The sequence below is a fragment of the Hymenobacter sp. DG25A genome, from assembly GCF_001280305.1.
In the GTDB taxonomy this organism is placed as follows: domain Bacteria; phylum Bacteroidota; class Bacteroidia; order Cytophagales; family Hymenobacteraceae; genus Hymenobacter.
In genome coordinates this window covers 1,327,006-1,340,262 of the sequence record NZ_CP012623.1, presented here as the reverse complement: position 1 = coordinate 1,340,262, position 13,257 = coordinate 1,327,006, and the positions used below count along the sequence as shown (strand labels likewise).

The 13,257-nt window shown below is 57.1% G+C and carries 9 protein-coding genes; 4 read left to right on the top strand and 5 right to left on the bottom strand.

Annotated elements, in window-relative coordinates; genetic code table 11:
• The first annotated feature begins 81 nt into the window (after positions 1 to 81).
• Positions 82 to 1,932 carry an LTA synthase family protein gene (locus tag AM218_RS05760; RefSeq protein WP_054412690.1) on the top strand — a complete coding sequence of 617 codons (1,851 nt, stop codon included), beginning with the start codon at positions 82 to 84 and terminating at the stop codon, positions 1,930 to 1,932.
• A 120-nt stretch (positions 1,933 to 2,052) separates the two neighbouring features.
• The gene (gene mtaB, locus AM218_RS05755) at positions 2,053 to 3,393 is read left to right on the top strand and encodes a tRNA (N(6)-L-threonylcarbamoyladenosine(37)-C(2))-methylthiotransferase MtaB (RefSeq protein WP_054412688.1); all 1,341 of its coding nucleotides are present in this window, start codon (positions 2,053 to 2,055) and stop codon (positions 3,391 to 3,393) included.
• A 113-nt stretch (positions 3,394 to 3,506) separates the two neighbouring features.
• Here mtaB and AM218_RS16720 read toward each other — a convergent pair whose 3' ends face one another.
• On the bottom strand, positions 3,507 to 4,142 hold the full coding sequence (locus AM218_RS16720) for a helix-turn-helix domain-containing protein (RefSeq protein ID WP_157547536.1): 636 nt from the start codon (positions 4,140 to 4,142) through the stop codon (positions 3,507 to 3,509).
• Between the two features lie 624 nt (positions 4,143 to 4,766).
• The gene (locus AM218_RS05750) at positions 4,767 to 6,005 is read right to left on the bottom strand and encodes an ABC transporter permease (RefSeq protein WP_054412686.1); all 1,239 of its coding nucleotides are present in this window, start codon (positions 6,003 to 6,005) and stop codon (positions 4,767 to 4,769) included.
• Positions 6,006 to 6,144: 139 nt separating this feature from the next.
• On the opposite strand from AM218_RS05750, the gene AM218_RS05745 reads away from it, so the two are divergent.
• Positions 6,145 to 7,422: a hypothetical protein gene (locus AM218_RS05745; protein WP_054412684.1), complete on the top strand. Its 1,278-nt coding sequence runs from the start codon at positions 6,145 to 6,147 to the stop codon at positions 7,420 to 7,422.
• A 140-nt stretch (positions 7,423 to 7,562) separates the two neighbouring features.
• On the top strand, positions 7,563 to 9,395 hold the full coding sequence (locus AM218_RS05740; protein WP_054412682.1) for a glycoside hydrolase family 2 protein: 1,833 nt from the start codon (positions 7,563 to 7,565) through the stop codon (positions 9,393 to 9,395).
• An 86-nt stretch (positions 9,396 to 9,481) separates the two neighbouring features.
• On the opposite strand, the gene AM218_RS05735 is transcribed toward AM218_RS05740, so the two are convergent.
• From AM218_RS05735 to lpxK, 3 genes are read right to left on the bottom strand one after another with little or no spacing between them, the layout of a single operon-like run.
• Entirely contained in the window at positions 9,482 to 10,123 is a 642-nt protein-coding gene (locus tag AM218_RS05735; protein ID WP_054412681.1) for a MiaE family protein, read from the bottom strand.
• Positions 10,124 to 10,179: 56 nt separating this feature from the next.
• The gene (locus AM218_RS05730; protein ID WP_197274023.1) at positions 10,180 to 12,117 is read right to left on the bottom strand and encodes a putative porin; all 1,938 of its coding nucleotides are present in this window, start codon (positions 12,115 to 12,117) and stop codon (positions 10,180 to 10,182) included.
• A gap of 37 nt (positions 12,118 to 12,154) precedes the next feature.
• Complete coding sequence (lpxK, locus tag AM218_RS05725; protein WP_054415333.1) at positions 12,155 to 13,207, bottom strand: tetraacyldisaccharide 4'-kinase; 1,053 nt, start codon at positions 13,205 to 13,207, stop codon at positions 12,155 to 12,157.
• Positions 13,208 to 13,257 lie beyond the last annotated feature (50 nt).

Genomic DNA, 13,257 nt, shown 5'->3' with positions numbered 1-13,257 from the left:
TGCGACCCTGCCGTCGAGCTATTTTCGGATGAAACCTATCAACCTGCCTTACTCCCCAATGGTTCATCTTACTTTTGTGGCGTGAGAAACCGTTTTACGTTTCAGCCGCGCCTCTTCTGCTTCTGGCTGGCGTACTTTATTCTGGCCCGGCTGCTTTTTCTGGGCTACCAAGCGGACCACCTCAGCGGCTTGGCGGCCGGCACCATTCCCCGCCTGCTCTGGTACGGTTTGCGGCTGGATGCCTCGGCAGCGGCTTATTTATGCCTGCTGCCGTTCGTGATTTTCCTGCTGGGCAGCCTGGCCGGGCCGCGCTTTCCCATGGAAAAGCTGCTGCGCTTCCCCACGGCGGTGGCGGGCGTGGTGGTCAGCTTTATGGTGGTTTCTGATCTGGAGCTATACCGCGCCTGGGGATTCCGGCTCGATGCCACGCCCCTGCAATACCTGAATACTCCCTCTGAAATGCTGGCCTCGGCCGGGGCTGCGCCGTGGGCGCTGCTGCTGGCTTTGTTTGCCGGCCTTCTGCTGCTGGCGTGGCTCCTATATACTAAAGGAGTGGGCAGGCTGCCTGCCTTACCCGAAGGGTTTGGGCGCGGGCGCGCGGCCCTGGTGAGCCTGCTCTACCTGTTGCTGCTGATAGTGCCGCTGCGTGGGGGCGTGCAGCAGATACCCGTAAACCAGAGCGACGTTTATTTTTCGCCCCAGCCTTTTGCCAACCATGCGGCCCTAAACGTAGCCTGGAACGTGGTAAATGCGCTGGCGCAGCAGGGCGCCACTGCCAATCCGTATCCGTACATGGCGGATACCACGGCCCGTCGCCTGGTGCAGCAGCTTTATCTGCCCGCCTCCCCGGATTCTACCGTTGCGCTGCTCCGGGTGCAGCGCCCGAACGTGCTGTTTATCATTCTGGAAAGCTTCACCTCCAAACTGGTGGGCAGCCTGGGCGGGGAGCGGGGTATAACGCCCACCCTGGACAGCCTGCAAAGCTCCAGCGTGTTGTTCACCAATATTTACGCTGCCGGCGACCGGAGCCAGAAAGGGCTGGTTTCCTTGCTGAGCGGGTATCCCAATCAGCCCAACACCAGCATTATTAAATACCCCCGCAAAACGGAACAGCTGCCGCAGCTAAACCGCAGTCTGCAGGCGGCGGGTTATGCCTCTCACTATTATTATGGCGGCGAGCTGGCTTTCGCCAACATGAAAAGCTACCTGGTGGCCGGGGGCTACGACCATATTACGGAGCGCGCCGACTTCCACGCCAGGGAGCAAAACTCCAAGTGGGGCGCCCACGACCACATCCTGTTCCGCCGGGTGCTGGCGGACCTGCGCACCCAGCAGCAGCCTTTTTTCGTGACGGCCTTCACCCTGAGCAGCCACGAGCCGTTTGACGTGCCCATGCCCACCCGGTTCAAGGGTTCCAGCGAAGCCGACCAGTTCCGCAACTCCGTTTACTACACCGACCATGCCCTGGGCCAGTTCCTGCGCCAGGCCCGCCAGCAACCCTGGTGGAACAATACCCTGATAGTGCTGGTGGCCGACCACGGCCACGCCCTGCCCGGCAACTCCCCCAACCACGACCCGGCCAAGTTCCGGATTCCGCTGCTGTTCACGGGTGGCGCCCTGCTTCCCGCTGCCCGGGACCTGATTGTACCCGAGTTAGGCTCGCAGACAGATGTTGCCGCCACCCTACTGGCGCAGCTGCATTTACCGGCCACCGGCTACACGTTCAGCCGCAATCTGCTCGAACCAGGCACTAAGCCGTTTGCTTTTTACTGCTTTACCGATGGGTTTGGGCTCGTAACTCCAGCAAACACCTTTACATATGACAACGCCGCCCGGCAGTTCATCAGCAAGACGGACAGCGTTACCAGCGCGCAGCTGCGCCTGGGCCAAGCCTATCAGCAGGCCTCTTTCGATGACTTTCTGCATCGATAAAGCTGCCCCCTTGCCTGGCTTGTAAGCTTAGGGCAGCGGGATTTTAGCGGAAGCTTCGGCAGCGCGGGAAAACTTGATTCGGCAGCTCCGCCAAGGCGTTGTATCTTTGCCCTCTTGCTTATGGATACCAGAAAAGTTGCCTTTTACACGCTGGGCTGCAAGCTCAACTTCTCCGAAACCTCGGCAATTGGCCGGCAGTTCGAAGAACACGGCTTCGCCAAAGTAGCCTTCGAGGACGCAGCCGACATCTACGTCATCAATACCTGCTCCGTCACGGACCATGCCGACCGCAAGTGCCGCAAGGTGGTGAAGGAAGCGTTGAAGCATAACCCCGAGGCCTTTGTGGCTATTGTGGGCTGCTACGCCCAGCTCAAGCCCCATGAAATTGCGGAGATTCCCGGCGTGCACGCCGTGCTGGGCGCCGCCGAGAAATTTCAGCTGGTAGAAACGCTGGCTGGCTTTCAGAAGCCGGCCGCCGGGCAGCCGGGCCGGGTGTTTGCCTCCCCCATTTCCGAGGCCACCGAATTTCATGCCGCGCACTCCTACGGCGACCGAACCCGCACCTTCCTGAAAGTGCAGGATGGCTGCGACTACTCCTGCTCTTTCTGCACCATTCCGCTGGCCCGCGGCAAAAGCCGCTCCGGCTCCGTGCAGAGCGTAGTAGAGCGGGTGCAGAAGCTGGCCGAAACCGGCGTGAAGGAAATTGTGCTCACAGGCGTAAACCTCGGCGACTTCGGCCTGCAGGGCCCTGACCGGGAGCGGCAGGAAAACTTCTACGACCTGGTGCAGGCCTTGGATGAAGTGGAAGGCATTGAGCGGTTCCGCATTAGCAGTTGCGAGCCTAACCTGCTAACGGATGAGATTATCCGTTTTGTTGCCCGCTCCAAGCGGTTTATGCCCCACTTCCACATTCCACTGCAGTCGGGCTCTGATAAGATTCTCGGGCTGATGCGCCGCCGCTACCGCCGCGCCCTCTACATAGACCGGGTGCAACTGATTAAGGAAGTGATGCCACATGCCTGCATTGGGGTAGATGTGATTGTGGGGTTCCCCGGCGAAACCGAAGCGGACTTTCTGGAAACCTACCAGTTTCTGAACGACTTGGACATCAGCTATCTGCACGTATTCCCGTACTCCGAACGGGCCAATACGCTGGCGCCCTCTCTGCCCGGCCGCGTGCAGGACCGCCACCGCCACGAGCGCACCACCCAGCTGCGCAGCCTCTCCGAAAAGAAAAAGCGCTACTTCTACGAGCAGCACGTGGGGCAGGAAACGAAAGTCCTGTTTGAGGACGACGTGACCAACGGTCAGATGGAAGGCTTCACGCCCAACTACATCCGCGTAACGGCCCGGTACGACCCGCTACTGGTGGGTGAGATGAAGCGCCTGCGCCTGACCAGTGTAAACCCGCAGAACCTGATGGAGGCCGAGGAAGTTGGCTTTGAGGTGCTGCAGCATTAGCAGCGAAGCCCGGACAAATAAGATGGCCCTGTTCTTTTGAATCAAAAGAACAGGGCCATCTTATTTGCGCGAAACACTAGGAAGGAATCCTCGCTTCCTTTTTCTGCAGTTACTTATTTAACCAGCTGCCGCTGCATCAGATCCATCATTTGCTGCATAAGGCGCTGCTGCTCCTGCAAATGCTGATTGCGTAGCTCGGCCATGGCCAGTTGATGCGCCATCTGCTGCGTGTACAAAGCAGTCTGCCAGCTGGTATCTACAGCAGGCAAGGCTGGTGCCGTAGCGGGTGCTGCATTAGCGGCAACAGCCGGATGCCCTACGAGATGTGGTTCGCTCACAATAGCAGCAGGCGGTGTGGGAACTGTTGGCTGCTCTGTAGTTTTTTCAGAAGCTGCAGGAGAAGCCACTGAACTAGTTGGTTCTTCGGGAGTGGTGGTTGTGGGCCCGGCTGGCACTTCTGCTGTAATAAAAGATTGGGGTGCTAACTCAGCAAGAGCAGGACTTGCCGCTTCATGCACAGAGCCAGAGAACATTGGGCCGGCACCCTGCATCAACCAGTCTTTTGATACATTTGGATATACTTCAAATACCTTACACAAAAGGTCAAAACCGGGTTTATTTCGCTCTTCAACCAAATGTTGAATAACGGTGGCCGTCTTTTCCAGGGATATAGCAAAGGCGTTTTTCGTCATTCCCAGCTCCTGGATAAGCTGACTAAAACGCTGGCCGATGGTTTCTTCTTTTATCATATTCCCAAATGAGTAATACCAAATCAATCAACAAATATACTCAAATGGTTATTGCAAACAACTTATACCCTGCTCATTTGAGGAGTAGATAAGGACGGTTGGAATTCTTGTTTTTCTTAGCTGTCTAGCGGCATTGATGTTTGACAGCGCGATTAACAATCACGGCAGGCGTAACGCTCTTTTAATTCCATCAATTAATACGATAAGAGGCTCCTGATTAACAGCGGTCAACAACGCATAAGCCTATTCTTAACTATACGGCTACCATGGCATGTCTCCGTCAGGAAGCAACGGCCGTTGGGCTACTCCACTCTCCTACTTACTGCGGGGTTGATTTAGCGACGAACATGGTGGTAGAGCCTAGCTCTCATGCCGCATGTAGGGTATCTGACCTGTTCCAACGTCAACAGATTTCTCAGCTTATAAAGCTGCCTTCCCCTCATGACTACCTGGTTCCAGGCCATGTAGCTGTAGGCCTTCTTCTACCCTTTCAGATGCAGGAAATTAGAAGCCGCCGGCTTTAGCTCAGGCAAAGAAGTACGAAACCGCGCACTCCGAAAAATCAGAAACTCTTGGAATTGGACCGGCTGAACAACCCTCAAAGGGCAGCGCCTCTAACGTTGCTTACTCGTAGCGCAGGGACTCGATTGGGTCTAGCTGAGCGGCGCGGCTGGCGGGATAATAGCCCGAGGCCAGCCCTACGCTGATGCAGATCATCAAACCCAGCGACATCCACAGCCACGGCACCAGGAAAGCGCCTTCGCCAATAAACAGGGAAATGGAGTTGCCCATGGCTACCCCTAAAATGATGCCCAGCGTGCCGCCCAGCACACAGATAACAATGGCCTCAATCAGGAACTGCTGGCGAATCTGCAGGGCCGTTGCGCCCAGTGCTTTGCGAATCCCGATTTCCCGGGTGCGCTCCGTTACCGATACCATCATGATATTCATGAGGGCAATACTGGCTCCCAGCAGGGTAATAAAGCCAATCAGAAAGCCGCCTATGCGCAGGTTGCCTGAGAGAGAATCCAGCTTGCTGGCCAGCGAATCGCTCCGCTCTACTTCAAAGGAATTCTCCTGGCCCAGCTGGTCGTGGCGCACGGCGCGCATAATGCCAGTGGCCTGGCCCATCACAAAGCCGAGGTTTTCGGGCTGCACCACCGCCGTTTTAATATCATACGTCAGGGCGCGCTGGCGGGGCATCTGGTTGCCGGTTTCCAGCGGAATCAGTAGGGTGCGGTCGGCGCCGCCTCCGCCCATAGTGGAGCCGCTTTTTTCCAGCACGCCTACTACCTGAAAGCGCCGCCCCAGAAAGTAGATATACTGATTAACCGGGCTCTGCTGCGGAAAAAGCTTGTCTTTGATTTCGGAGCCCACAATGGCCACGTTGGTGCCATTGTCCAGCTCGGTCTGCGAAAAGGCCCGCCCGGTGCCTAAAGCGTAGTTCTGAATCATCAGGTAGTTTTCATCACCTGCCACCACGTTCATGTTGGGGTTGGTTTTCTCGCCATCGGCCTTCACCTCGGTAGCGCCGGCAATAAAGGCCGAAATGCCCACCTTGGCCTCATCCCCCACCTCCTGCTTGTATTTTTTGGCCTGCAGATACGATATGGCCGGATAGGTTTTGGTCTGTCTCCCGCCCCGCTGCATGCGGTTGGTATACCCTTTGGCCGTCATCTCAAAGGAGTTAGCGCCCAGACTGGCGAAGGTCTGGTTCAGGGAATACTTAATAGAATCGATGGCCGTTAGAATACCGACCAGCGACATAATACCAATGCTGACAATAAGGGCCGTGAGTACCGTGCGCAGCAGATTGCTGTGAATGGAACGGAATGCCTCTTTGATGTTTTCTAGCAGGTGCATGGCAGAAACCCTCAAAAGCCGAAGCACGCCCGAAATTCGGGGTAGCCAGGTTGGCGGGTTCTGCAAGGTAACCGCTTTCGGGTAAATGCCCAGCGGTTTTGGTACATTTGTTTAGACGGCAGTTTTTCCGGTTTTAGCGATGGTATTGAAGCGTTTTATTCTTGTGGTGGCGCTCCTGCTGGCAGGGTTGGCGGGGCCGGTTTCGGCCTGGGCCAATCATATCTTCATTCCCATGGATGAGGCCCAAAAAGAGCATCTGAAAGCGTATGGCATTGCCTACTGGCTCCTGACCAAACAGATAGAGGTAGACTGGCTGCTGAACTATCGCGGCGGGTCCTTTGCCTGCGAGAATGCCCAGGGGCTGGAAAATGAGCTGGCCGTGCGGGGCGTGAGCTTCCAGGTTATCAGTGCTGCCCAGTACACCGGCATCCTCTCCGAAATAGCGGACCCCAACGCCAACATGGATATCATGAAGCTGGAGAAAGTGCCCAAAATTGCGGTATATACCCCCAAAGGCAAGCAGCCCTGGGATGATGCCGTGACGATGGTGCTGACTTACGCCGAAATACCCTACGACCAGATTTACGACGATGAGGTGCTGGATGGCGCCCTGCCTAAGTACGACTGGCTGCACCTGCACCACGAGGATTTCACCGGCGAGTACGGCAAGTTCTACGCTACCTACCGCAACCGCCCCTGGTACCAGCAGCAGCAGCACGATGCCGAAGCGACGGCGCGGCGCCACAATTTCACCAAGGTAAGCCAGATGAAAGGGGCCGTGGCGGCCCGCATGCAGGAGTTTATTGCGGGGGGCGGTTTCCTGTTTGCTATGTGTTCCGCCACCGATACCTATGATATTGCCCTGGCCGGCCTGGGCGTGGATATGGTGGAAAGCATGTACGATGGCGACCCCGCCGACCCCAACGCCCAGCAAAAGCTCAACTTCAACCGCACACTGGCTTTCAAAGACTTCCAGCTGGTGCGCGACCCCTACCAGTATGAATACAGCAACATCGACATGCAGCCCCAGGAGCGCGGCGTGTACGAGGACAACGACTACTTCCAGCTGTTCACCTTCTCAGCCAAGTACGACCCCGTGCCCACCATGCTCACCCAAAACCATGAGAAGACCATCAAAGGCTTCATGGGCCAGACCACGGCTTTCCGCAAGCAGCTCATCAAGCCCGATGTGGTAGTAATGGGCGATAATAAAACCTCCGGCGAGGTGCGCTACATGCATGGCACCCTGGGCAAAGGTACCTGGACCTTCTATGGAGGCCACGACCCGGAAGACTACCAGCACCTGGTGGAGGAAGAGCCCACGGATTTGTCGCTGCACCCGAATTCTCCCGGTTACCGCCTCATTCTCAACAACGTGCTGTTTCCGGCGGCCAAGAAGAAAAAGCAGAAGACCTGATCCTTTCCCTTCAGCTCACGGCCCGGATGCAGCGCCCTATTCCGGCAGCCGGCCTTTCTTTCCGGCAGATTAATTGGTAGTGTGCTGTATCCGTCACCGGATGCGGTACGTTAGTTAGGGCTTCACCTTTTGCAGCTTTCATGGATTCTGATCAAAAGAACTACGGGTTTTCGCGCAGTGAAGGAGAATTGCGCACCGCTAATCCATTGCCGCGTGCTGTACTGCGCACCAACAACTACCTGCTCCTGGACGGGGAGTGGCGCTTTGAGCACGATATAAATGATATCGGCCTGCGGGACAACTGGTACGTAGGGCACAACTACACCGATACCGCCCCCTGGCCCGGCTCCGTGGAAGACCACCTGGCCAGCGTGAAAGGCGAGCAGGCGCCGGCCGCCTGGCAGGACCAGGTAGTGGTGTGGTATGAGCGGGAGTTTCCGCTGCCGGAGCGCGGCGACGACAGCAAAAATTCCATGTTCCAGCTCACCTTTGGGGCCTGCGGTTACGAAACCCGCGTGTGGCTCAATGGCCACCAGCTGCGCACCATTGAGGGCGAAGACGTGCATTTTGGCGAGTATACCTCCTTCTCTTTTGAGCTGAAGGAAGAAAACCTGCGCCCCGTCAATCGGCTTACCGTGCGCATTGCAGATACCATGGACGCGGAAACGACCCGCGGCAAGCAGGAGTCGCACGTGTACAAGCGCGGCGGCATCTGGTACCAGACCTACACCGGGGCCGTGCGCAGCGTGTGGCTGGAGATGGTAGAGCGCAACCGCCTCCGCTCCCGCGTGGGTGTCGACAGCATCATTGAAGACCAGCTGGTACGCTTTAACATCACCACCCGCATTCACGATCCGGGCCTGTATACCCTGCGTCTGCAGGTTTTTGATCGTAGCCAGCCCGCGCCGCAGCCCCTGGCCACCTCTGATTTCCCCCTGCGTCTGGAATCAGGCCAGCGGCAGCAGCGGGTAGTGCTGGAGCTGCCCGGCGCCAAGCTTTGGGGCCCGGGCTCTCCCCATCTGTATTACCTGGTGGCCCTGCTGATTGACAGCGAAGGCTATACCGCCCAGATTGAAACGCATTTTGGGCTGCGGAAAATAGAATCCCGGGGCAGGTATGTGTACGTGAACAACCAGCCGCTTTATCTGGATGGCATTCTGTATCAACCCGGTACGGCCACCTACGAGGAAATGCGCAAGCACATGTACGCTATGCGGGACCTGGGCTGCAACCTGGTGCGGGTGCACATTGCCGGGGTAGACCCCCGTATCTATAACCTGGCCGACGAGCTGGGCCTGTTGCTGTGGGTGGAAGTTCCGAGTCCGCACACCTCCACGCCGCGCAGCCGGGAAAACCACCGGGCCGAGCTGTTGCGCATGCTGGCCCTCATTGAGTCTCACCCTTCAATAGTTATCTGGAGCCTCTACAATGAAGATTGGGGTGCTCAGGACATTGCTACCAACTCCGAAACGCGCCGCTACATCACCGACATGTATCATTACATGCAGATTGAGCACCCGCAGTTTCTGGTGGTTGATAACGATGGCTGGCAGCACGTATCGGGCGGTGGCCGCCTGATGTCTGATTTGCTGACTGCACACCTGTATACCCCTGAGCTGACGCGTTGGCAGGAATTACTGGACCGCCTGGTGCAGGGAGACCTGGCCGGGGTGGCCGCCTTCCCGCTGGTGGTAGGCGACCCTTATTTCTACCGCCGTCAGAAACCCCTGATTGTCAGTGAGTGGGGCGGCTTTGGCTTCCCTGACTACGGCGGCCCTCAGGATGTGACAGCCCGGGTCGAGCAGATCAGGCAGTATAAAATAGAGTTGCGCAAGCGCCCCATTGCCGGCGACGTATACACGCAGGCCACCAACATTGAGGATGAGCGCAACGGCCTCATAAACCCGCATACCGGGGAGTTGGAAGTGCCCGCCGGCCTGCTGGCTTCCGGGACTCCACAGCCGGTACAATAAAACAGAAATTAGAAGGGCCCGTAGCCGTATCCCAAAATGAGATACGGCTACGGGCCCTTCTAATTTAACTCTAGGAGAGAATCTGGTTAATGCATCCGGTCGTTGCGCACCGGCAGGCTGGTAATGATTTCGCCTTCTATTTTGAGAAGTTCCTGCAGGCGGGCATCAACCTCCCGGGCGTCGCAGTATTCCTTGGCCAGCTCTACGTAACTAACAAAGTGGCCGGCTTCTGACACCATCAGTTCGTAGTAGAATTTACTTAGGCCGGGGTCCGGAATATGCTTCCACAAAAGCTTGAATCGCTCGCAGCTACGGGCCTCTATCAGAGCACTTACCAGCAGCTGATCCATCAGCTGCCGCTCGCGGGGGCCGCCCTTACGCACATGGGTCATGAGCTGTACTACGTACTCGTCGCGGCGGGGGCGGCCTAGTTCGTAGCCGCGCTTGCGCAACTCCAGCAGCACGCGCTCAAAGTGCGCCCACTCCTCGGCTACTAAGCCGGTTAGCTCGTCCACCAGCCGGGATTTCTCGGGGTATTTCAGAATAAGGCTGATACCCGTGCTGGCGGCTTTCTGCTCACAGTAGGCATGGTCTACGAGAATATCCTCAATGTTCTTGCTGGCAATATCCACCCAGCGGGGGTCGGTATTGAGCTTGAGTTTGAGAATGGTTTTCTCGCGCTGCCGGGCTACTTCGGCATTATCATCAGGAAGGATATCGTCAGTCATGAGAAGCTAAAGCAGTGCTTTAATCGGGCTGGTCAGATGAGGCCCCGCAGAGCAGATTAATCAAAGAAATTCCACTTGATGCCAAACTGGAAGCTGCGCGGATTACCGGTGTAGTAAGGCGTGGCAAAATACCCGTTGTGCAGCAGCCCCTGGTTGAGGTAGGCCATCTTCAGGAACACGGTTACGGTCTTGATGTCACCGGTCAGGAACACATCCACCAATGGGTAGCTGCGCACCGTGAAATGGTCCTGCACGAAAAACTGCTGCGTGCTGGGGTTATAGGCATAGGCCTTCCACCGGGACTGAAAGTACGTCTCCACTCCTACCTGTCCGAACAGTGCTTTCTTGAACAGAAACCCCTGGTAGGCAATGCGGCTGGTGAGTACGGCAGCCGGAATGCGCAGTTCTTCAGCATCTCCCCCGCCAGTGAGCGTCAGGTCATGGTCGGTGTAGAAACCACCGAGCACCAGCCGATGCCGCAAGCGACCAATATATAACTGGCGGTCCGTATTCAACTGCTCCGGCTTCGCGTCCTGGTTATAAAAAATCAAGTTGCTGATATTCACTACGGAGCCTTCTGCCAGAAACCGTTGCGCGCCCAGTTGCTTTTCTACCCGTACCAGCAACTGGTTGGCCTGTGATTTATTAAATTCAGCAGAGTCTACATGAAACCAGGCATAGTGGTTGCCGCTGAACTGTTGCTCTGTGAGCGTAGGTGAATAAGAGGAACTGAATAACTCCGCGGTAAGAAAACCTAACCGCGCTGAAGCGCGCACCCAGTATTCATTGACAATCTTGTATTCGCCGGCCGTTTGAATGGCAAATTGCTGGTAGCGAAAGGCCGCGTTTCCGCCCAAAAAAAACTGATTGAAAGTGCGTATGGGCAACGTATCATTACTTTCTCCACCTATTAAAGAGCGGGTTTCCAGGCGGGCATTGCGGTAGCGGCCGTACACGCGGTAGTCCACGGCATCGGTGTGGCCCAGCACGCCTACGGTGTTTTCAATCTGCCGGAATAAAGCCCGGTCCTCGGTTTTGGTGGAGTCGAACTGGGTTTGCTGTTTAGTGCTGAGCTGAGGATAGTACCGGATTTTGCCGCTCTCATCGTAGGGAATGGCATCGTCGTTGTAGCGGTTTTGCTGCCGGTTAAAATCGAAGATGTGGAAGGCGGTGAGGCCTTTGCCTAGTAGCCGGTAGGTATGCGCCAAATGGGCATCGTCCCGGTTATCCCGATTCACTGCCTGGCTCAGCCACACCCTTTCCCGCTGATAATCAAATAGCTGATTCGGTACGGTATCCTGCAGGGCCCGCGGAATCGACGCATCATCCAGTGGCCGGATTCCGCCCTGCTCCACGGCCTCGTGGCGCGTAATGATGTAATTGGCCAGCAGATGATACTGCTCATCCTTAGTTTGATAGCGGCCAAAGAGCGTGATACCGGAATGACGAATCAAACCTTCCCGGGGGGAGGCAGCCAGCACTTTATTGGATGCCAGCCGCTCGTAGGAGATACCCACGTTGGCATTCTTTTTCAGGCTGCGGGCGTAGGAGAGCTGAAAAATCTGCTCGCCCAGGCCGCCCTGCAGATAGCGGAAAAAGGTGTAGGGCGAGCGGGTATCGTAATACACCACATCGGAGGCGGTGCGGGCATATTTATCGAAGACGGTGCGGCCCAGGCGGGCGCCCAGCTTGGTGGGTTGCTCCCAGAGCAGCCTGCGCGAGGCCGTGCCCAGGTTGCCCAGGTCCTGCTGGTACGTGGTATCATTCAGCCAGTACCGCCGGATGTTGTGGAAGGTGAGCAGCGTGGTATCCAGCGTTTGGCCGGTGGTGATGTCGCGCAGCACGTCCCGCTCCCGGATAACCTTGGTAGTCAGGGGGCTATATAACACTTTGGTGGTATCGTCCAGTACCTGCGCATGCAGCGGCGCTACTACGCTCAGCCACAGCAGGATAGCCAGCAGAACACCTCCACTCCTGGCAAGGAGCTTTTGCAACCGGCCCGGGCGCCGCATAATCGAAAAAGAAGACAGATCAGACAACAGCTTGGGGCTGAAAAGAAGACACTAGTAAAGCGCGAAGCTGGCTGGCACCATCGGCCAGAAACCGGACTTCAATAGGAATATAAAACACCGGCACACCGGAGAGTACCTGCTGCAAAGCGGGCTGGGAAAGGCGCATGGCATCCTTTTGCGTGGTAAAGATGCTTTGTCCGGGCCGTAATTGGACACAAACAGCTTTAATTTCCGCTGGGGTGAAGGCGTGATGGTCAGAAAAAACCGCGTGGTGCGCTATCTGGTAGCCCGTTGAGGCTAGGTAAGAACGTAAGGGTTCCGGCTGGGCAATGCCGGTAAGCAGCACCACTTCCGGGCTGGCCGGCGCTGACTGTTCGCCTACCGCTACCGGGGCACCATAGCTATAGGAAGAGAACAGCACCGGCACTCCTGCCTTGGTGTAACGGCCAATCTGCTGCCGCATTGTCTGCTGCTCAGCTTCCGGCAGGTGGTCAGCGCATTTGGTGACTATCACCACATCGGCCCGGCGGGCCCCGGCCCGGCTTTCCCGCAACCGGCCGGCCGGCAGCACCTGGTCGGTGTAAAAGGGCCGCTGATATTCCGTGAGAAGTATCGAAAGCGCCGGCTGAACGCGGCGGTGCTGGTAGGCGTCGTCGAGGACGATGGCGCTGGGGTGCTGGTTGGTCAGCAGGTGCAACAACCCCACGCGGCGGTCCTCGGCCACGGCCACGGGTACGGCGCCGTTAAAATCCAGGAAGTGCTGCAGGGGCTCGTCGCCCACCGTAGCGGCCGTATCCGTGGGCTTTACCAGGCGGTAGCCCTTAGTGCGGCGCCCATACCCGCGGCTTAAAATGGCCGGCTCTTCTTCCATTTTCAGCAGCTCAAGCACCACCCAGGCCACGTGCGGCGTTTTGCCGGTGCCGCCCACGCGCAGGTTCCCCACACTAATAAGGGGCACCGGGAAGCGCGCCGACGTCAGGAGCCCCGCCTCGTACAACCAGTTGCGCACACTCATTATGCCGGCATAAAGCCAGCTCAGCGGCAGCAGCAAAAGCGTAACCAATCGGGCCATAGTAGCAAAAAATAGAGCGGGCAAAAATACGGGGATTTTGCCGCCATGGC